This is a genomic window from Duganella sp. Dugasp56 (assembly GCF_047304105.1).
GTDB lineage: Bacteria > Pseudomonadota > Gammaproteobacteria > Burkholderiales > Burkholderiaceae_D > Rugamonas > Rugamonas hordei.
On the sequence record NZ_JBGLYQ010000006.1, the window covers coordinates 78,324 to 97,781 of the forward strand.

Genomic DNA, 19,458 nt, shown 5'->3' on the forward strand with positions numbered 1-19,458 from the left:
AACCATAGCACAAAAAAAACCCGCCGGCCCGAACGCATTCAAGATCGCGTTCAGTGCCGGCGGGTTTTTGGGAGAGTGTGGTTATGGCGCCAAATCAGGACTTGGCGAAGGCCAGGAAGTCGGCGTTGAACTTGTCCTTGTGGGTGTCGGTCAGGCCGTGCGGCGCGCCCGGGTAGGTGATCAACTTGGCATGCTTGACGATGGCGGCCGAGGCGCGGCCTGCGGCGTCGATCGGCACGATCTGGTCGTCCTCGCCGTGGATGATCAGCGTCGGCTTGTCGAATTTTTTCAGGTCGTCGCGGAAGTCGGTTTCCGAGAACGCCTTGATCGAGTCGTAGGTGTTCTTGTGGCCGGCCTGCATGCCCTGTGCGTACCACGCCTGGATGATGCCCTGCGACGGCTTGGCGCCCGGGCGGTTGTAGTTGTAGAACGGGCCGGACGCCAGGTCCAGGTACAGCTGCCCGCGGTTGGCGACCGAGGCGGCGCGGATGCCGTCGAACACTTCGATCGGCAGGCCGCCCGGGTTGGTCGCGGTTTTCAGCATCAGCGGCGGCACGGCCGAGATCAGGCCCAGTTTGGCGATGCGTTTGGTGCCGTGGCGGCCCACGTAGCGCGCCACCTCGCCGCCGCCGGTGGAGAAGCCGGCCAGGATGATGTTCTTCAGGTCCAGCGCCTCGATCAGCTGCGCCAGGTCGTCGGCGTAGTGGTCCATGTCGTTGCCGTCCCAGGGCTGGCTGGAGCGGCCATGGCCGCGGCGGTCATGGGTGACGACGCGGAAGCCGTTGTTGGCCAGATGGAAGGCCGCCGATTCCCAGCTGTCGGCGTTCAGCGGCCAGCCGTGGCTCAGCACCACCGGCTGGCCGGTCTTCGGACCCCAGTCCTTGTAGTAGATCTCGACGCCGTCGCGGGTGGTGATGGTGCTGGCGGTCTTGGCCACTTTGCCGGTGGCGGCCTGGCTGTCGGTGCTGACAGCCGCCAGCGGCAGCGCGGTGGCGACTGCGGCGGCGGCGGCAACCGCGCTGCCGACCATGGCGGAGCGGCGCGATGGATTGACCTGCTCTTTATCGTTATTGTTCATGATGTCCTGCCTTTTGAAGTGGAAGAGGTGAACCATCGTAGGATCGAATCGCGGCCGCGGGTACGCCCATTGGTAGTGGTTGCCTCTCCCCTGAGGGAGGGATGGCCTTGCGCCGGCCTGATTGCATATTTTGCAAAACTCAATAATACTTGCCGTGCTGATCCGCATATCGCCGGATTTCACCTATGGGACTTACAGAAACGATGGCTTTCCTGACCAAGAAGAAAATCGTGCTGGCCGTCGGCCTGCTCATCATCTGCGGCGCCAGCGCCGCCTGGTATTCCAAAAGCAAGACTCCGGTGGTCGAGCCGCCGCGCTTCCGCGTCGCCGCCGCCGATACCGGCAACATCACGCAGACGGTGACGGCCACCGGCACCATCAACCCGGTCGCGCTGATCAACATCGGCTCGCAGGTGTCGGGCACGGTGAGCGAATTGAAGGCGGATTTCAACGATCACGTGAAAAAGGGCCAGGTGCTGCTCAAGCTCGACCCGACCATCTTCAACGCGCAGATCCGCCAGGGCGAGGCGCAACTGGCGTCGGCGCGGGCCAACCTGCGGCTGGCGCAGGCCACGCACCAGCGCAACCAGACGCTGGTGACGCAGAGCTTCATCTCGCCGCTGGCGCTGGACCAGTCCAAGCGCGAAGTCGACGTGGCGCAGGCCAACATCCAGCTGGCGCAGGCGCAGCTGGCGCGCGCGCAGGCGGACCTCGACAACAGCGTGATCCGCTCGCCGATCGACGGCGTCATCATCAAGCGCACGGTGGACCTGGGGCAGACGGTGGCGGCCTCGTTCACCACGCCGACCCTGTTCCAGATCGCGCGCGACCTGACCAAGATGCAGATCGACACCAGCGTGTCGGAGGCGGATGTCGGTTCGCTGAAGGAAGGGCAGGAGGCGCGCTTTGTCGTCGACGCCTATCCTGACAAGGAATTTTCCGCGCGCATGCGCCAGTTCCGCCTCGCCGCCAACGTGGTGCAGAACGTGGTCACCTACAACGTGGTGCTGGACGTGGACAACAAGGAAGAGCTGCTCAAGCCGGGCATGACGGCGCAGGTGCGGCTGCTGGTCGGCAACCGCCAGCAGGTGCTGCGCATCCCGACGGCCGCGCTGCGCTTCCGCCTCAGCGACGAGGAAGTGGAGAAGCAGGCCAAGCTGGCCAAGGCCGCCGCAGGATCCGCAGGAGGATCGGCTTCGGCTTCGGCCAGCGCCTCCGCATCGGCCGCCGCCGTCGCCGAAGCGCAGCCGCCGGAGGACGACGCCGCCTTCCGCAGCAAGAGCGAGCTGGCGCGCTCGTTCAAGATCTACACGCTGGACGCCAAGAACCAGCCGGTGTCCCGGGACATCCGTATCGGCCTGTCGAATTTCCGCTACACCGAGGTGCTGGGCGGCGAATTGAAAAAGGGCGACAAGGTCATCACCCGCGCGATCAACGACAAGCAGGGTGACATGTGACGGCGCCGGAAATGCTGATCGATATCCGCAAGGTCACCAAGAGCTACTTCTCCGGCAACGTGGAAACGCAGGTGCTGTTCGGCATCGACCTGGCCGTGCCGCGCGGCGACTTCCTCGCCGTGATGGGGCAGTCCGGCTCGGGCAAGTCGACGCTGATGAACATCTTCGGCTGCCTGGACCAGGCTACCGGCGGCAGCTACCATCTGAACGGTGTCGACACGCTGACCCTGTCGCGCGCCGAACTGGCCACCATCCGCAACCGCACCATCGGCTTCGTGTTCCAGAGCTTTAATCTGATCAAGCGCATGAGCGTGGCGGAGAACGTGGCGCTGCCGCTGATCTATGCCGGCGTGTCGCGCTCGAAGGCGCACGCCAAGGCGCTGGTGGAGCTGGAACGCGTGGGCCTGAAGGAGTATGCGAAGCGCACGCCGAACCAGCTGTCCGGCGGCCAGCAGCAGCGCGTGGCGATCGCCCGCGCGCTGGTCGGCGATCCGCCGCTGATCCTGGCCGACGAACCGACCGGCAACCTCGATACGCAGACCAGCGAGGAGATCATGCGCTCGTTCCAGCAGTTGAACGAGGAACGCGGCATCACCATCCTGCTGGTGACGCACGAACCGGATATCGCGGCCTACGCCAAGCGGCTGATGCGGCTCAAGGACGGCCATGTGCTGTACGACGGTCCCGCCGCCGAGGGCTTGAAACTGCTGGGGGCGGAGTCGGTGACCCGCCACGAACCGATAACTATATAAATCATATGAATCCTTTACAGATAGTGGTGGAGGCGTTTCGCTCGATGATGGCGAACCGCCTGCGTACGCTGCTGACCATGCTGGGCATCATCATCGGCATCACGTCGGTGGTGCTGCTGCTGGCGGTGGGCGACAGCATGAAGCGTTTCATCGCCAAGGAGCTGGAGCAGCTGGGCACCAACATGCTGTTCGTCTCGCCGGGCGGCGACCGCGCCCAGCAGCAGCGCATGCGCAGCGGCGCGGCGCCTGCGTTGACGATGGCCGATGCGGCGGCGCTGAACGCGCTGCCGTCGCTGGCCGGCGCGGCGCCGGTGCTGCAGGGCGGCTTCAACCTCGCGGTGGGCAACGAGAACGCGTCGAAGACGGTGCATGGCGTGACGCCGGCCATGTTCAAGATACGCGGCTGGAAGGTCGACAAGGGCAGCGCCTTCAGCGAGGCCGATGTGCGCGCGGCCTCGCGCATGGTGGTCATCGGCAAAAAGATCGCCGACCAGTTCTTCTACAAGGTCGACCCGCTGGGCAAGTACATCCGCATCGAGAACGTGTCGTTCCAGGTGGTGGGCGTGTTGTACGGCGAGGGCAAGCAGGTGGACGGCGGCGACCTGTCCGACTACGTGCTGGTGCCGATCACGGCGTCGGCGGCCAACCTGGTGCGGCTGCCGTTCCCCGGCAACGTGCACTACGTGGTCGCGCAGGGCAAGTCCGGCGGCAATCTGCAGGATGCGATCCAGGACATCAACGAAACGCTGCGCGACCGCCACCACATCAAGTACGAGCAGCCGGACGACTTCCGCATCGACAACCTGGCCTCGTTCGCCGAGACGGCGCAGAAGATCAGCGCCGGCCTGGCGGCCCTGCTGGGATTGATTGGCGCCATCTCGCTGATCGTCGGCGGCATCGGCATCATGAACATCATGCTGGTGTCGGTGACGGAGCGCACGCGCGAGATCGGCATCCGCATGGCGATCGGCGCCAAGCCGCGCGACGTGCTGCTGCAGTTCCTGACGGAGGCGGTGGTGATCTGCCTGGTGGGCGGCATCTTCGGCATACTGCTGGCCACCGGCGCGGCGGCGGCGATCACGTCGACCGGCAAGTTCGACGTCTTCATCACGCTGCAGGCGGTGGTGGTGGCTTGCGGATTTTCCAGCCTGGTGGGGGTGTTCTTCGGCTTCTATCCGGCGCGCCGGGCGTCGAAGCTGCTGCCGGTGGACTGCCTGCGCTACGAGTGAGTTAGTAGTCGAACTTGGTGCTGCGGGCGGAACTCTTGAAGAAGGAAGGGGAGGTTTCCCTTTCCTTCAGTTCCTGCTCGCGGCGTTCTTTCGCTTCCAGCTTCTTTTGCGCGATGCGCTCGTTCTGTTCGTCGATGCGCTGCTGCATGGCGCGGCCCTGCTTGCTGTTCTGCAGCAGGCTCATCTTTTGCAGCATGGCCGCCGCCCAGATCAGGAAGATCACCAGCAGGGCCAGCAGGTAGCCGCCCTGCCAGATGCCGTAGTTCTGGCTGATGAAGGGGAAGATCGGACTGGCGTCTTCCAGCCAGCCCTGGCCCAGCACGCCGAGGACGGCCGCCAGCGCGCCCAGCATGGACGTCTTCATGATCAGCCAGCGGCTGGCCTTGACGCGCTGCTCCCAAAATTGCCGGGGGTCTTCGTGTTGTTCGATGGGCGTGGTCATGACGACAATATTGTCCGGTGATGATGCGGCGTACATTATGTCATATTTTCCACCGGGAAATAAATTCCGGCCTTGAACCTGGTCAAGGCCGGAGCGGATCCGCCGGACTGTTACGGGTTTTTCTTGGCGATTTCGTTGCCGACGTAGGCGCCGCCAACTGCACCGGCGATGGTCGCCACGGTGCGGCCCTTGCCGCCGCCGACCTGGTTGCCGATCAAGCCGCCGACCACCGCGCCGAGACCCATGCCGAGCGGGCTGTTCTGGGCGGCCGGCGCCGGTGCCGGAGCCGGGGCTGGCGACGATTGGGCATAGCCGTCGTTCTGGCTGACAGGCTTGGGGGCGTAGGTGTGATGCACCACGGTGCGATGCTGCACCACCGCCGGAGCTGCTGGAGCCGCAGGCTGGGCGGCCAGTTGCTGCGTGGCTGGCGGCATGGTGGTCGCGGCCGTCGGGGCGGTGTCGACCGATGCGTGCGAATTCGGCAGCAGGCCGGCGATCGAAGCGGCGCCGACCAGGCTGACCAGGGTCAGCGACACGGCGGCAACAGCCATCATTGGGTGGATACGGGTGGTGGTGGCGGTGGTGGTCATGTTGTTCTCTCCAGTGATACGCCTCGGTGGCGCTTGCTCCTATAACGAGCCGGGGAGAACCGGCGGTGACGCAGAAAGTGTTTCCAGAGTAAGCAATTGTTACGGCGCGGCCCTGGCCGCATCGCGCCGTTCCAGCCATTCGCGCCCGCCGCTGTCGAGTGCTTTGGCGATCACGGCCGGCGGCAGGCTGTAGACGGTGGCCCAGGTGGCGCGGCCGTCGCCGCTGTTGGAGGGGAAGCTGCTGATCTCGATCGGCCAGTTGTATTTGCGTTTCAGCGTCTTGACGATGGCGGCCAGCGACGTGCGGCCTTGCAGCGGCGGCGCGCCGGTCTGGTCTTCATCGGAAATCAGTATGGCCAGTACGGCGCCGCGCGCGGTCAGCGGGCCGGGGAATTTGGGAAGTTTGGCTGGAGGCATCGCTCTATTCTAGCCGAGCGCGGATGTCTCACAGATAGAATGGCGCCATGAAACCACCGACTGTCATATTCCGCGCGGCCTGCGCGCTGCTGCTGGCCTGCTGCATGCAGGCCCACGCGCTGGCAACGCCGGCGCTGCCCATCGACGCCCACCATACCAGCTGGACCGCCAAGGACGGCGCGCCGCCCTACATCATCGCGATGACGCAGACGCCGGACGGCTGGCTGTGGCTGGCCGCGTCGAGCGGCCTGTACCGTTTTGACGGCGTGACCTTCGAGCGCTTCGAAGGCAAGGGCGAGCGCTTCCGTTCCAACAATTTATGGGGCATGCGTCTGCTCGAATCCGGCGCTCTGTGGATAGGCTACCGGCACGGCGGCGCCAGCGTCTGGCAGAACGGCAAGGTCCGCAACTACGGCCAGGAAGACGGTTTGCCGCCCAGCAGCTCGGTGGATTTCGAGGAGGACGCCGCCGGCCGCCTGTGGCTGGCCACGGCACGCGGCTTGTGGCTGTTCGATGGCAAGCGCTGGGCAAAGGCCGGGCCGCAGTTCAAGGCGCCGGAAACCATGTGCACCCTGTTGCGCGACCGCCAGCGCAACCTGTGGGCGCAGTGCGAGAGCGGCGCCTACGAGCTGGCGGCGGGGGCAGCCGGATTCGCCAAGCTCGCCGGTCCTGCCGGCATAGGCCGGCTGACGCAGGGGCCGGACGGCACCGTGTGGAGCGTGGGCGGGCCCAAGGCCGAGGTCACGGCGCTGGCCGGGCCCGGCGTGGGCCGGCCAGCGCCCGGCTGGCCGGCGCCGCGCTACGCCGGCGGCACCATGTTGTTCGAACGCGATGGCCGGCATCTGTGGGTGGTCGGCGACAGCGGCGTGGCGCGGGTCGGTCCGGAAGGCGCCAGCGCAAACTTCGGTATGGCGCAGGGCCTGAGCGGCGCAATGCCCAACTTCATCCTGCAGGACCGCGAGGGCAATGTCTGGATCGGCACCGAGAGCGGACTGGACCGCTTCCGGCCGCAGCTGTTGTCGGGCGTCGCGCTGCCGCAGGTGCATGGCGACAGCGCCGCCATCGCCTCGGCCCCGGACGGCGGACTGTGGGTCGGCAAGACGCTGCTGGCCGCGCCGCAGCGCGCCGCTTTCGCCACGCTGCCGCCGGAAAGCGAATCCGACCTGGACGAGGTGACCGTGCTGTGGCGCGAAACGCCGGACAGCCTGTGGACCGCGACGCGCAGCGGCCTGTGGCATGAACAGGGCGGCAAGCGCGAGCGCCTGCCCTTGCCGGACAATCTGCCGCCGCGACTGAATATCTACAGCATCGCGCGCGACCGCGCCGGCGATGTGTGGGTCGCGGTGCGCAGCCGCGGCGTCTACCAGTTGCACGACGGCGCGTGGCTGCGGCCCGCCGGCGTGCCCGAGCCGACTCTGGCCAACCTGCTGTACCGCGACAATGAGGGACGCATGTGGCTGGGCCTGGGCACAAAGGGCGTTGCGGTGCTGGACCAGGGCAGGCTGCGCGTGTTCGGCGAGGCAGACGGCCTGCAGGTTGGCGTCGCGCTGCAGATGCTGCAAGTCGGCAAGGACATGCTGGTCAGCGGCGAGAACGGCTTGTTCCGCTTCGACGGCGCGAAGTTCCAGCGCGTGACCGGCGTGGGCGGGGATGGCTTGTACGGCGTATCCGGCATGTTCCATGCGCGGGGCACGCTGTGGATGAACGGCATCGCCGGCATCACCGCCATCGACGACGCGGAACTGGAGCGTGCGGCGCGCGATCCCGGCTATCGCGTGCGCTTCCAGCGCCTCGATCACAAGGACGGCCTGCGCGGCGCGGCCACGCAAAGCGCGCCGCTGCCGTCCGCCGTGGCCGGCAGCGACGCCAGGCTGTGGTTCACCACCACCGCCGGCGTGTTCTGGCTGGACCCGGCCCGGGCGCACAAGAACACCTTGCCGCCACCGGTGCTCATACGCCGCATCACGTCGGGCGGCGTGGTCTACCCGCTGGACGATGGCGCGGTCGCCAGGCTGCCGCCCCATCCGTCCCGCGTGCAGATCGACTACACCGCGCTGAGCCTGACGATGCCGGAGCGGATGCGGTTCCGCTATCGGCTCGACGGCGTCGACGGCGACTGGCAGGAGGCCGGCACCAGCCGCAGCACCACCTACACCGACCTGCCGCCGGGCGAGTACCGCTTCAAGGTGCGCGCCGCCAATAACGACGGCGTGTGGAGCAGCGGCGAGACGACGGCGCAATTCGTCGTCGAGCCGGCGCCGTACCAGACCGAATGGTTCCGCGCGCTGTGCGTCACCTTGTTCGGCATGGCGCTGTGGGGACTGTACAAACTGCGGCTGGCGCAGGTGGACCGGCAGATCCGCGCGCGCTTCGAGGAGCGGCTCGACGAACGCGAACGCATCTCGCGCGAGCTGCACGACACCTTCCTGCAGACGGTGCAGGGGCTGATCCTGAAAATCCACATGGCGTTCCAGCGCCTGCCCGCCGACGAGCCGGCCAAGGAGGAGATGGAGCGCTCCCTGCAACTGGCGGAACAGGCGCTGGCCGAGGGGCGCGACCGCGTGCAGGGGCTACGCCTGAGCACGTTGCGCCAGCCCGAGCTGGTGGCGGCGGTGAGCGTGGCCGTGCGCGGCGAGTACGGCGAGGGCACGATGCTGGTGACGCAATGCGGCGGCAAGGCGCTGCGCTTCCATCCGGTGGTGTTTGAAGAGCTGTTCGCGATCGCGCGCGAAGCCCTGCTGAACGCGGCGCGCCATGCCGGCGCGACGGAAGTCACGTTCGGCGTCGCTTATGGCAAGGATGATTTCACGATGACGATCTGCGACAACGGCCATGGCATCGCTGCGGAAGTGCAGCAAGCGGGCCACCTGAGCGGCCACTTCGGCATGATAGGCATGCGCGAACGCGCTGCACGGATCGGCGCCGCGCTGACCTTGACCAGCGGCGCCGGCGGCACCCAATGGCACCTGGTGCTGCCGGCCAAGCTGGCTTACGCGGCGGATTGATTGTGGAGTCTGCTATCTCCTGTTCGGAGTAATAAACTGGCTTTTCTCCGATATCGGGCTGGACATGCGCAGCGCGTCGAGATATTTGCGGCTGTCTTCAATCCCCGCGTTGTATTCCACAATCCGCATCAGGTCTTCGCTGGCGACGGTCCATTCCTTGAACGCGCCGGAGGTTTCGTTGCGCATTTCCGCCACCAGATCGGCGCGGGCGACGCTGGTGGACAGCCTGGCTTGCCAGGTTTTCGCCCAACCGGCCATGTCGGGATCGCGCGCATTATGCGCCAGCAGCGTCAAGGCGTTGTCCGCTTCCGGACCACGTCCAAGATAGGCCAGCGCCAGCGCAGCCGAGCGCGCATACTGGTTGACCTCGTGCGCGTTGTGCCAGGCGGAGATCGCCGCGTCCAATGCCTGCTGGCTCGGTTGAGCGTCCGCGCGCATCTGCACCTGGTAAAACGCGAACGCCGCCTCGGCCGATTTTGGTGCCAGGCTGCGCGCACGCGACAGATGCGCGCCCGCGGCTTGAAGATACGCTGCGCGCTCAGCATCCTTGTGCTGCTCGGCCAGTCGCAGATTCGCCAGGCCGAGCAACGTGAGCGCCTCGGCATTGCCGGCGTCCTTGCGCGTGGCTTCGGTCAGATAGGGCAGCGTGTCCCCGGCATTGCCCCAGTTGATCTGCGCCCGGCTCACGGTAAGCCTGGCCGCGTCGTTATTCGGTATGCCGCCCGGATGCTGGGTCACTGTCCGCAGCAAGGCCAGGCCGGCTTTTTTATCCGGGCACGACGCCAGGGCGGCCTCGGCCAGCACGAAGTCGGTGACCGCTTCAGGCAGGCTGGTGAACTCGATCGAGGCGACCGGAAGTTCGGGTATCTCCACCTGGTTCACCTCCACCCCCTTGAGCCGGTAACGCCACATCGCGGTGTCAAGGTCGGTCACCTTCACGCCGAAGGCCTCCTCGAAGGCTTTGCCGGCGGGGACGTCCTGGTGCACGAGGTTGAGGTACTTGTTCCGCTTCGACTGGTTGTCGATGGACGACATCATGTAATGGGTCAGCACCCAGGACTTGGCCAGGAATTCGAGGCGCTCGGCCGGCAGCGGGTCCTTGGTCTCGGCCTGGTCGAGTATGTCCTGATATTTCAGGCGGTAGCTGTGGCCGCTGTCGATGAAATAGATATAGCGCGACACGCCGCGCGGCACCCGGCCGAGTGACATTTGATTGTCGGTGAAGCGCAGCGCCGAAAAGTATTGGGCAAAGCCATCAATGTAAGAGGACGGCGAGCGGATATCGGTATAGCGATAAAGGAAGTGGCGCGCATACGCCTCGAAAGCGTAGGACAGGGTGTTGTTGAGCGCATGCTTCGCCAGTTGCGGATTGCTCAAACTCGCCACGCGCTCCAGCTGGACGCCGTAGCCCTGTACGCCCCCGCCGCAGCTGTTGTAGAGGCCGACGGCCTCTTCCGGCTCGTCGCGGACGGCCGCGTTGAAGCCCACCATGCCGTCGTGGTAATACAGCGTCATTTTTTGCCGCGAGGGGCTGGCGCTGATGAAGTCGTGGGTATAAATCCGCAGCACGTAGTCCAGCTTTTCCATATTGTCCAGCAGCTGCCGGACGTCGTCGTTGCTGGTGTTGGAGAAAACAATGAAGTGCTGGCTGACGGCCTTGAACCAACCGGATGCGTTTTTCTGGCCGGTGACGACCACGCGCTGTGCTGTCTCCGGTGCCGTGGTTTGCTGAGCGTGGGCGCTGAGGGTGGAATAGAACAAAGCCGCCGCAAGCAGCGTCTTCTTTTGGAAGCTGTTTCTCATTGCCGTCTCTTAAATTATGATCGCCAGGGCGATGCTCTAAATAAGTAGACTATTTTGCATCTTTATTCGTGTCAAGCTTCCCAGGGAGTTTGCGCATTATTCTGATGGGTTTGTTAAAAAACATAAGATCAGCCCGGTAACGCGCCCTGAAACAGAGGGCAACAAAAAAACCCGCGATCTCGATGAGAGAAGCGGGTTTGATGTTGGGTAACACTGTGTCACGCGTATTCATGGTGCCTCGGGCCGGAATCGAACCGGCACGCCTTGCGGCGGCGGATTTTGAGTCCGCTGCGTCTACCAGTTCCACCACCGAGGCAACGCGACCCGCATTATCCCCGATTTGCCCCCCCGCCGCAACCCATGCTACGGAATTTTTATATTTCGATAAGTATTTCTGCCGCCGCGAAGCGAGTATCATCTCGGCTACCACCAGCTTTCGCCGGTTCCGCGCCGGCAGCAGATGCATGAAAAACAATAAGATACGCGAGATTATCCTGGGGAAACCGCTCGATCCGATGAAGAGCGAAACCCGCCACTCGATGGCGCTGGTGGCCTTCCTGGCCTGGGTCGGACTGGGCGCCGACGGCCTGTCCTCCTCCGCCTACGGCCCCGAGGAAACCTTCCGCGCGCTGGGCACGCACACCCATCTCGGCCTCTACATGGCCATCGCCACCGCCGTGACCGTCTTCATCATCGCGCTGGCCTACAACCAGGTGATCGAACTGTTTCCCACCGGCGGCGGCGGCTACCGCGTCGCCACCAAGCTGGTCGGCCCCTACCTGGGCCTGATCTCCGGCTGCGCGCTGATACTCGACTACGTGCTGACCATCGCCATCTCGATCGCCTCCGGCGTCGACGCGCTGGCGTCGTTCCTGCCGCTGGGATTCCAGCCCTACAAGCTGTGGGCCGAGGTGTTCTTCATCGGCCTGCTGATCGTGATGAACCTGCGCGGCCTGAAGGAGGCGATCCAGATCCTGCTGCCGATCTTCCTCGGCTTCGTCGCCACCCATCTGGTGTTAATCGTCTACGGCATTTTCGCCCATGCGTCCCACCTGCCGGCGCTGATACCGAACACCATGGCCGACACCGGCAAGCTGGCCGGCGAGATCGGCTGGGTCGGCGTGGCCGGCATGTTGCTGCTGGCGTACTCGCAGGGCGGCGGCACCTACACCGGCCTGGAGGCGGTGTCGAACAACGTCAACCTGCTGGCCGAGCCGCGCGTGCGCACCGGCAAGATGACGATGCTGTACATGGCGCTGTCGCTGGCGTTCACGGCCGGCGGCATCATCCTGCTGTACCTGCTGTGGGATGCCCATCCGATGCCCGGCGAGACGCTCAACGCGTCCACCTTCAAGACCATCATCGCCAGCATGGGACTGGGCGGCGAGGTGGTCAACCAGATGCTGCTGGTGATCGTGCTGGCGTTCGAGGCCGGCCTGCTGTTCGTGGCGGCCAATACCGGCTTCCTCGGCGGGCCGTCGGTGCTGTCGAACATGGCGGCCGATTCGTGGGTGCCGCACAAGTTCCGCTACCTGTCGACGCGGCTGGTGACGCAGAACGGCATCCTGGTGATGGGCATCGCGGCGCTGGCCGTGCTGTGGGGCACCGGCGGCAGCGTGACCTTGCTGGTGGTGCTGTATTCGATTTCCGTGTTCCTGACCTTCGCCATCTCGCTGTTCGGCCTGGTGCTGTACTGGTCGCGCAACCGCAGCAAGGGCACGCAGTGGAAGCGCCGGCTGCTGCTGTCGGCCATCGGCTTCGTCATCTGCGCCGGCATCCTGGCCATCCTGCTGGTCAAGCGCTTTACCGAGGGCGGCTGGGCGACCGCGCTGATCATCGGCGCCATCGCCGGCCTGTGCGTGCTGATCCGCAAACACTACCGCGCCACCAAGCAGGCGATCCACTCGGTCGACGAGGTGTTCGCCAGCCAGCCGTTCGGTCCCAACACGGAAGAGATCGAACCGGATCCGGAGGCGCAGACCGCCGTGTTCATCGTCGGCACCTCGCGCGGCGGCGGCCTGCACGCGCTGCTGTGGGTGCAGCGCATGTTCCCCAACCACTTCAAGAATTTCCTGTTCGTCAATGCGCGCACCGTCGATTCGCATGCCTACGGCGGCGAGGGCGCGCTGGAGCAGATGCGCGAGGAGGCGGCCGAGACGCTGGAGTTCTTCGTCGACTTCTGCCACAGCCACGGTATGGCTGCCTCGTCCTATCTGGGCTTCGGCACCGACGCGGTCGACGAGGTGACCCGCATGTGCGAGGAAATCAGCCGCGAGTTCCCGCATGCGATCTTCTTTACCAGCAAGCTGATCTTCTCGTCGGACAACTGGTTCACGCGGCTGCTGCACAACCAGGCGGCGCTGGCCGCCCAGCGCCGGCTACACCTGGAAGGTTTGCAGATGGTGATCCTGCCGATGAAGGTCTAGGTTTTTGAGCGCACCTGGATGCAGATCAATCGGCGCCTGCCTGCCGCGGACAGATAATTGCTTCCTGATGGTCGGGGAGGCGGCATGGAAATGCGCATCGAACTGGTTGGCTGTGCTGCACGTCTCGACGTTGTTGAGCGTCAGCTCTGCGCCTTGGAGCAACGGCTCGACGCCGTGCAGCAGCGGCTGGACGCGCTGGAACTGCGGCTAGCCGCCTTGAAGCCGCAGCTGCAATCGCGCCGGCGCATCCGCCGGTGCATCCGCCGACATTGCGCTTGCACGCAGGCTGCCCCGGCCTCTAGGCAGGGTGTGCGAGGTCCAGGTTCTGCCGTTCCAGCAGCGCGAAGATGGCGTCTTTCGATAGAACGTACTGATCCATCAGCACCTCCTTCAGCTCGCCGATCTGCACGCGGTAGTCGGCGATAGCCTGCAGCGTGTAGGTGTATAGCTCATCGGCCTTGGCCTGCACCTGGTCGAGGTCGCGTTCCTGGTTCTTGAACTGGCGGTAATCCAGTTTCGAACGCGAATACATCGACAGCTGGTTGACCATCATGTCCAGCATTGAGGTGGCCTTCTGGATATCGTTCTGGCTGCCGACCGAGATGCCGCGCGCGCCGTAGAACAATTCCTCCGCCGCCACGCCGCCATACAGCTGGATGACGTCGCGCTCCAGCTCCTCCAGCGTGCGCAGCGCGACGTCGTCCGACGCCGACAGCACGTAGCCCAGCGCGCCCAGCTTGGACACCGACTCGGTGCTGATCTTCAGCAGCGGCGAGCGTTCCTTGACCTGCGCCAGCGGCATGCCCTGGCGCAGCCACGGGTCGATCTGCATGAAGAAGTGGCCCAGCTCGTGCAGGGCCACGCGCTCGCGCTGGCGGGTCTTCTCGGCGGTGGTGGCGCGGTCGGTCAGGCCGATGGTGGCGCGCTCGAAGGCGCGGAACATCAGGTCGGTGTCGATGACCGTGTGCTCCTGGATCGCGATCATGCTGGCGCGCTCGACCACCGTCTGCAGCACCGCCGGGCTGAGGTTGGCGGTGATCTCGGCCACGTGGTCGAGGTTGAGCCGGTCCCAGGCCACGCAGCCGTCGGCCTTGCGCGACAGGAAGCTGCGCAGCAGCTCGCGCCGCTCGCTCTTGTTCGGCAGGCGGAAATTGATCTTGACCGAGAAACGGCGCAGCATCGCCTCGTCCATCTGCGACGAGGCGTCGTCGAAGTTGGAGGCGACTATCCAGATGACGCCGGCGCCCTTGTCGCTGCGCACGCCGTCGAGCAAGCCCAGCAGCGTGTTGGCGGTGTCGTCCTCCCATTTCTTTTCGCCGCGGCCGCGCGGCGCAAACAGCGTCTGCGCCTCGTCGAGGAAGATGATGCAGCTGCCGCGCGCGCAAGCCTTGCGGTGCAGCGCGTGCAGCGCCTTGGACCCGCCGCCGATATAGCCCGACTCCAGCGCCGAGGCCGAGGCCTGGATCAGCGGCACGTTCAGGCGCTTGGCCAGGTAGCCGGCCAGCTTGGTCTTGCCGGTGCCGGCCGGGCCGGTCAGCATGACGTTGAACGGCTTGTCGATATCGTGTTCGCGGTACACCGCGCGGTTGCGGATCATGTCTTCCAGGTGCAGCACTTCCTGCTTGATGTCTTCCATGCCGATCAGGTCGTCCATGCTGCCGGCCAGCTGCTGGGGGTTGAGCACGGTGGCCGACACGCCCATGCCGGGCAAGCCGTGGCGCACCACGAACAGCGCCAGGCCGACCAGCAGGATGTCGACCGCGTGGCGGCGCAGGAACACGCCCACGCGCGACAGCGTGCTGTCGTCCTCGTCCTGCAGCACCGCCTTGTGCGACGCCAGGTAGTCGTCGCGCGCGATGGCGTAGGGGATGTTGTTGCGCAGCAGGACTTCGCGTTCCAGGCTCTGGTGCGTATTGGCCGGCACCTTGACCACGTACAGCAGCGGATCGTCGCGCAGCTTGAACACGTAGCGCGGCGCTTCCGACAGCGGCGCCGCGATCATCAGGTATTCCAGGCGCTCGCGCTCGGCCGGCAGCGCGGTGATCTGCGAGATGTCCTGCGAGCGCAGCATCGGGCTGGCGTCCTGCGGCACCTCGATGCGCCAGCTGAGCAGCACGGCGATCGCGACGGCCAGCACGGCCAGTCCGGCGCGCACGTAATTGTTACGCAACGCGGATTGAAGTTTGTGAAGAGTAAACATAGACGCTGTCCAACCTGAGGCTGTGCGGCTGATGTCGGGCTGAAGCGCGGGGATGGGGCGCAGCAGCCGAGGCCGCTATGGCCGGCGCGCGAGGTGGGGCGCTGCCGGGGTGTTGCAATCAATATTGCGAAACAAACATGCTGTAAGGCAACTCATATAGGGACTATAGCTGGCCTGCGGGAGTTTGTGACGGCCCGGCCGAAAAAAAACTTCGCGGCGCAACAGGGACTGCTGTTTTCTGCTTGCCGCGCGCACCGCTTGTCGCGCTTTTTTGCCATTGGCGCACGCGGTTCGACCGCCCGTCGCATACGCCCGATCCGGCGCGAGGGTGTTTGTTAATCTGCACCTGTCTACCGCTGATCCATGAATACAGCGGTGGCTCCCCGGCAGTATTTATCACTTCACAATCTTACGGAGCACACCATGAAAACCACCCTGTCCAGCATCGCCGCCGCCCTTGTCCTGAGCTCGATGTCGCTTGCCCACGCCGCCGATACCAGCGTCCACATCAAGGCCACGCCAGGCAGCTATCACATGATGCAGGAAGACTTCCATGACTACAAAAAATCGTATCAATTGACGAACGGACAGGTGGTCGAATTCAGCCAGCGCATGGCCCACTATTACACCCAGCTGAATCACGGCGACCGCGTCGAGATCTTCCCGGTGGCAAAGGGCGTATTCGTCACCGACGCCGGCACGCGCTTCGAATTCCGCGACGAGGCGGAGACCATCGGCATCTCGAATTTCGAGAAGCTGCCGCTGGCCGGCAACCTGCCTGCCAACACCATGATGCTGGCACGCCGCTGATCACTCAGCCGTATGCATTTCGTCGCGCTGTAACGCGATTTATTCCCGCGAAATGCCAGTTCGTCGCATTGCCCTGTAGTCGCCCGGAGCCGGTGCTATTCTGAACCTGCCCTACCGCTGAACCCCTTATGCAGCGGCGGCTCCTTTGAACTACGTAACTTAAAACTTATTGGAGCACCACCATGAAAACCACTCTGTTGAGTCTGGCTGTAGCCGCTGCTTTGTCCATCGCCTCCATCGCTTCCGCCGCACCGGCCTCGGCCGCCCAGGAAGCCGCCAGCGAGAGCGTGAAAATCAGCGCACCGCGTTACCACATCGAGCCGAGCGAGTTCAGCGAATACCTGTACGCATACAAGCTGAGCAATGGCGACATGCTGCGTTTCAGCAACCGCGTAGGCCACTACTACGCGCAGGTCAAGGGCCAGCCCAAAGTGGAGATCTTCGCCACCGGTCCCGCCGAGTTCGTGACCGACACCGGCACCCGCATGAAGTTCACCGAAGCCGGCGACACGCTGACCATCAACAACTACGAGCGCCTGCCGATGGCCGCCCATCTGCCGGCCAACACCATGGTCATGGCCAAGCGTTGATGGCCGTTACGGCTTGGACTGCTGGGGCCAGTGTTCGTATTTATGTTCCAGGCGGGCGAAGGTGCCGTCGCGGCGCATGTCGGCCAGCGCCGCGTTGAGCCGGGCGACCAGTTCGTCCGGCACCGACTGGTTGCAGGCAAGGTAGACCTTGACGCGGTTGAACACCAGCAGCGGCGCCAGCTTGTCCGACCATAGGAACTGATTGCTTCCCACCACGCCGGTGCGCATGGCGACGGCCCACAGGTCGATGCGGTTGAGCAGCAGCTTTTCCGGATTGACCATATTGTTGCTGACCGGGTCGACGGTGTAACCCTGGTCGCGCAGATAGTCGCCCAGCGCGTCGCCGTTGTAGGTGCCGATGCGCAGCTTGCGCGCGTCTTCCATCGTCTTGAGCGGGAACTCGTGGTCGATGCGGCCCCAGAACTGCCATTCGGCCTCGTCGGTCGGACCCACCCATTTGAACAGGCGCTCGCGCTCCGGCGTGCGCGAGGTCGAGTACACGCACGTCTGCGGCTGGTTCAGCGCCATCATGTAGGCGCGCTTCCACGGCAGCAGGTCGATCTTGTAATCGGTACGGGTGCGCGCCATCATCTCGCGGATCTTGTCGGTCTCGCGGCCGGTCACGCCGTCCTGGCCCTGCATGCTGGCCGGCGGCGAGTGTTCGGTGGTGATGGTCAGCGGCGCGGCCTGCGCGGCGCCGAGGCCGGCAGCCGACAGGATGAATGACAGGACGAATGACAGGGTGGTAACACGCATGGGCTGGCCGCTTTCTGAATAAAAGCATAGCAGCAATGCTAATTGAGCGGCAACACCGCCGCCCAGCCGTGCCTGCGGACGATTAATCAGCGCGGCGGTACAGGCGGAAGCGTTCCTCGCGGTCGGCCGGACGGCGGCCTTCCCACAGCAGCACCCACTGCTTGCCGCGATGCTCGGGCAGGATCTCGCGGTCGTCGCGCAGCTTGATGCTGTCTTGTAGCAGCAACAGGTTGCAGCGGCCGCCTTCGACACCCTCGAACGGCAGGTGCGCGTAATAGGCGAACGAGGCGCGCTGGGCCGGGCCGACGTTGGTCGAGATGCAGCCGGTGTCCGGCGGCAGCTTCTCGGCGATCTGGCGCGCCACGCTGGCATAGCTCTTCGAATAGTTGACGTCCGGCAGGAACAAGGTCATCAGCAGGATCCAGATCAGGATCAGGCCGCCGGACGACAGCACCACGGCGCGCCACAGCACGGCCGGCTGGCGCGAGATGCGCCAGTGCACCAGCGCGAACCAGCCGGCGGTGGCCGCCAGCGCCACCAGCAGCGCGATCCAGCCCAGTTCCGGGTGGAAGCCCGGCACCAGCTTGAGCGCGTTCTTGGCGGCCTGCGCCGGCCAGCCGGTCAGCTTGGCGATCCAGAACACCCAGATCACGGCCGCGCACAAGGTCAGCGCCATCACCGAGAACCAGTCGATGGCGTTGATGGCGCCGCGCTTCATCGTCAGCAGGCCGAAGGCGGCCATGATCGCCAGCGGCGGCAGCAGCACCAGCAGCTGGCCCTGCTCGGGCGCGTCGTTGAACAAGGTCAGCAGCGCGCCCATGGTGACGAAGGCCAGCGGCACGACGATGTGCAGCGCCAGGCGCTGGCGGCGCCAGGCCCACACGGCCCAGCCGGCGAACGGCCATGCCGGCCAGAAGAACCAGACGCCGACGCGGAAGAAGAATTTGAGCGACAGCCGGCTCGGCAGGCCGAACAGGTCCAGGTTCCAGGCCAGCCAGGCGTTCAGCGGCAGGTGGTGGTAGGGCTGCAGCAGCTGCGCCGGCAGCAGCCACAGCGCGGCCACGGCGCCGCCGACGGCGATGGTGGCGCCCAGGTCGCGCACGGCGCGGATGGCGGGCTGGTTGAGCAAACGGGTGCAGGCGAACAGGGACAGCATCAGCATCACCGGCGTGACCCAGCCGCGCGTCAAGGTCAGCAGGCCGACCGCCAGGCCGCTCAGCGCGGCGTTGCGCAGCGACGGGCCTTCGACATAGCGCACGGTGCGGTACAGCAGCAGCGCCACCAGCGACACCTGCAGCGCCTCGGACGTGGTCTCGTGACTGTGCAGCAGCAGGCCCAGGCAGCCGAGGTAGATCAGTACGGCGGCGTCGGCCAGCGTGCGGCCGAAGTCGTCCGGCTCCGGTTGGCCGCCGAAGGCCAGGCGCAGCGGTTGCGCGTCCTGGCGCCGGCCCAGATTGAAGGTGGCGTACCACAGCGACAGCACGCCCAGCAGGAAGATGCCGACGGTGCCCACGCGCGCGGCCAGCACGTCGCCCAGCAGCCAGCCGAACAGCTTGATGCCGATGGCGCCCAGCCAGAACGCCAGCGGGCCTTCCTCCGGCCACGAATAGCCGGCGATGTTGGGCCACAGCCAGTCCTGCCAGGTGCCGTGGGCCATCGTCCACATGATGCCGAAGCTGGCGGCATCGTCGTTCTTCCACGGATCGCGGCCGAGCAGGCCAGGCAGGATGTACAGCAGGCCGAGGGCAAACAGAGCCCAGCGCGGCAATGCCAATGTAGCGGCGGCGGGAAGACGGACTGGCTTCATCGATCGGTGTGCAAGTGAGAGTAGAACGGGAGTATGAAGGAAAACGGGATAACAAACAAAAAAAGCAGCCAGAGGCTGCTTTTTTCATCGAAGCGG

General features: G+C 65.2%; 15 protein-coding genes and 1 tRNA gene. 7 read left to right on the forward strand and 9 right to left on the reverse strand.

Annotated features, from left to right (window positions below; all coding sequences use genetic code 11):
• Positions 1-94 precede the first annotated feature (94 nt).
• Entirely contained in the window at positions 95-1,078 is a 984-nt protein-coding gene (locus tag ACCD07_RS05490; protein ID WP_176652334.1) for an alpha/beta fold hydrolase, read from the reverse strand.
• 185 nt (positions 1,079-1,263) lie between these two features.
• On the opposite strand from ACCD07_RS05490, the gene ACCD07_RS05495 reads away from it, so the two are divergent.
• Genes ACCD07_RS05495 through ACCD07_RS05505 form a run of 3 tightly spaced genes read left to right on the forward strand, consistent with a single transcriptional unit; the run spans position 1,264 to position 4,516 of the window.
• Complete coding sequence (locus ACCD07_RS05495) at positions 1,264-2,535, forward strand: efflux RND transporter periplasmic adaptor subunit (protein WP_353401146.1); 1,272 nt, start codon at positions 1,264-1,266, stop codon at positions 2,533-2,535.
• A gap of 11 nt (positions 2,536-2,546) precedes the next feature.
• On the forward strand, positions 2,547-3,287 hold the full coding sequence (locus ACCD07_RS05500) for an ABC transporter ATP-binding protein (RefSeq protein ID WP_176652335.1): 741 nt from the start codon (positions 2,547-2,549) through the stop codon (positions 3,285-3,287).
• 44 nt (positions 3,288-3,331) lie between these two features.
• Entirely contained in the window at positions 3,332-4,516 is a 1,185-nt protein-coding gene (locus ACCD07_RS05505) for an ABC transporter permease (RefSeq protein WP_176652336.1), read from the forward strand.
• A gap of 1 nt (position 4,517) precedes the next feature.
• Here the strand turns inward: ACCD07_RS05505 and ACCD07_RS05510 are convergent, their stop codons facing one another.
• The 3 genes from ACCD07_RS05510 to ACCD07_RS05520 form a co-directional block, all read right to left on the reverse strand.
• Positions 4,518-4,958: a hypothetical protein gene (locus ACCD07_RS05510; protein WP_176652849.1), complete on the reverse strand. Its 441-nt coding sequence runs from the start codon at positions 4,956-4,958 to the stop codon at positions 4,518-4,520.
• Positions 4,959-5,068: 110 nt separating this feature from the next.
• Positions 5,069-5,548: a glycine zipper 2TM domain-containing protein gene (locus ACCD07_RS05515; RefSeq protein WP_413446740.1), complete on the reverse strand. Its 480-nt coding sequence runs from the start codon at positions 5,546-5,548 to the stop codon at positions 5,069-5,071.
• 99 nt (positions 5,549-5,647) lie between these two features.
• On the reverse strand, positions 5,648-5,965 hold the full coding sequence (locus ACCD07_RS05520) for a hypothetical protein (RefSeq protein WP_353401141.1): 318 nt from the start codon (positions 5,963-5,965) through the stop codon (positions 5,648-5,650).
• 47 nt (positions 5,966-6,012) lie between these two features.
• Here ACCD07_RS05520 and ACCD07_RS05525 point away from each other — a divergent pair, with 47 nt between their 5' ends.
• Positions 6,013-8,970, forward strand: a complete 2,958-nt coding sequence (locus ACCD07_RS05525) for a triple tyrosine motif-containing protein (protein ID WP_413446741.1) — start codon at positions 6,013-6,015, stop codon at positions 8,968-8,970.
• A 12-nt stretch (positions 8,971-8,982) separates the two neighbouring features.
• Here ACCD07_RS05525 and ACCD07_RS05530 read toward each other — a convergent pair whose 3' ends face one another.
• Both ACCD07_RS05530 and ACCD07_RS05535 read right to left on the reverse strand, forming a co-directional pair.
• Positions 8,983-10,773: a tetratricopeptide repeat protein gene (locus tag ACCD07_RS05530; protein WP_413446742.1), complete on the reverse strand. Its 1,791-nt coding sequence runs from the start codon at positions 10,771-10,773 to the stop codon at positions 8,983-8,985.
• 231 nt (positions 10,774-11,004) lie between these two features.
• A tRNA-Leu gene (locus tag ACCD07_RS05535) sits at positions 11,005-11,089 on the reverse strand.
• A gap of 148 nt (positions 11,090-11,237) precedes the next feature.
• Between ACCD07_RS05535 and ACCD07_RS05540 the strand changes: the two genes are divergently transcribed.
• The gene (locus ACCD07_RS05540) at positions 11,238-13,199 is read left to right on the forward strand and encodes an amino acid permease (RefSeq protein ID WP_176652341.1); all 1,962 of its coding nucleotides are present in this window, start codon (positions 11,238-11,240) and stop codon (positions 13,197-13,199) included.
• Between the two features lie 298 nt (positions 13,200-13,497).
• Here the strand turns inward: ACCD07_RS05540 and ACCD07_RS05545 are convergent, their stop codons facing one another.
• Complete coding sequence (locus ACCD07_RS05545; RefSeq protein WP_413446743.1) at positions 13,498-15,399, reverse strand: AAA family ATPase; 1,902 nt, start codon at positions 15,397-15,399, stop codon at positions 13,498-13,500.
• A gap of 423 nt (positions 15,400-15,822) precedes the next feature.
• Between ACCD07_RS05545 and ACCD07_RS05550 the strand changes: the two genes are divergently transcribed.
• A complete protein-coding gene (locus tag ACCD07_RS05550; RefSeq protein ID WP_176652343.1) occupies positions 15,823-16,209 on the forward strand; it encodes a MoaD/ThiS family protein in 387 nt (128 codons plus the stop codon).
• A gap of 182 nt (positions 16,210-16,391) precedes the next feature.
• The gene (locus ACCD07_RS05555; protein WP_353401112.1) at positions 16,392-16,799 is read left to right on the forward strand and encodes a gel scht; all 408 of its coding nucleotides are present in this window, start codon (positions 16,392-16,394) and stop codon (positions 16,797-16,799) included.
• Positions 16,800-16,805: 6 nt separating this feature from the next.
• Here ACCD07_RS05555 and ACCD07_RS05560 read toward each other — a convergent pair whose 3' ends face one another.
• A complete protein-coding gene (locus ACCD07_RS05560; protein ID WP_176652345.1) occupies positions 16,806-17,555 on the reverse strand; it encodes a transporter substrate-binding domain-containing protein in 750 nt (249 codons plus the stop codon).
• Positions 17,556-17,637: 82 nt separating this feature from the next.
• Positions 17,638-19,362, reverse strand: coding sequence for an ArnT family glycosyltransferase (locus ACCD07_RS05565; protein WP_413446744.1), 1,725 nt, complete (start codon positions 19,360-19,362; stop codon positions 17,638-17,640).
• Between the last annotated feature and the right edge of the window lie 96 nt (positions 19,363-19,458).

Coding starts and splice junctions, on each gene's coding strand:
- ACCD07_RS05490 (WP_176652334.1), bottom strand. CDS start 1,078: ATGAACAATAACGATAAAGAGCAGGTCAATCCATCGCGCCGCTCCGCC.
- ACCD07_RS05530 (WP_413446742.1), bottom strand. CDS start 10,773: ATGAGAAACAGCTTCCAAAAGAAGACGCTGCTTGCGGCGGCTTTGTTC.
- ACCD07_RS05515 (WP_413446740.1), bottom strand. CDS start 5,548: ATGACCACCACCGCCACCACCACCCGTATCCACCCAATGATGGCTGTT.
- ACCD07_RS05510 (WP_176652849.1), bottom strand. CDS start 4,958: ATGACCACGCCCATCGAACAACACGAAGACCCCCGGCAATTTTGGGAG.
- ACCD07_RS05565 (WP_413446744.1), bottom strand. CDS start 19,362: ATGAAGCCAGTCCGTCTTCCCGCCGCCGCTACATTGGCATTGCCGCGC.
- ACCD07_RS05520 (WP_353401141.1), bottom strand. CDS start 5,965: ATGCCTCCAGCCAAACTTCCCAAATTCCCCGGCCCGCTGACCGCGCGC.
- ACCD07_RS05525 (WP_413446741.1), top strand. CDS start 6,013: ATGAAACCACCGACTGTCATATTCCGCGCGGCCTGCGCGCTGCTGCTG.
- ACCD07_RS05560 (WP_176652345.1), bottom strand. CDS start 17,555: ATGCGTGTTACCACCCTGTCATTCGTCCTGTCATTCATCCTGTCGGCT.
- ACCD07_RS05545 (WP_413446743.1), bottom strand. CDS start 15,399: ATGTTTACTCTTCACAAACTTCAATCCGCGTTGCGTAACAATTACGTG.
- ACCD07_RS05500 (WP_176652335.1), top strand. CDS start 2,547: ATGCTGATCGATATCCGCAAGGTCACCAAGAGCTACTTCTCCGGCAAC.
- ACCD07_RS05495 (WP_353401146.1), top strand. CDS start 1,264: ATGGGACTTACAGAAACGATGGCTTTCCTGACCAAGAAGAAAATCGTG.
- ACCD07_RS05540 (WP_176652341.1), top strand. CDS start 11,238: ATGAAAAACAATAAGATACGCGAGATTATCCTGGGGAAACCGCTCGAT.
- ACCD07_RS05505 (WP_176652336.1), top strand. CDS start 3,332: ATGATGGCGAACCGCCTGCGTACGCTGCTGACCATGCTGGGCATCATC.
- ACCD07_RS05550 (WP_176652343.1), top strand. CDS start 15,823: ATGAAAACCACCCTGTCCAGCATCGCCGCCGCCCTTGTCCTGAGCTCG.
- ACCD07_RS05555 (WP_353401112.1), top strand. CDS start 16,392: ATGAAAACCACTCTGTTGAGTCTGGCTGTAGCCGCTGCTTTGTCCATC.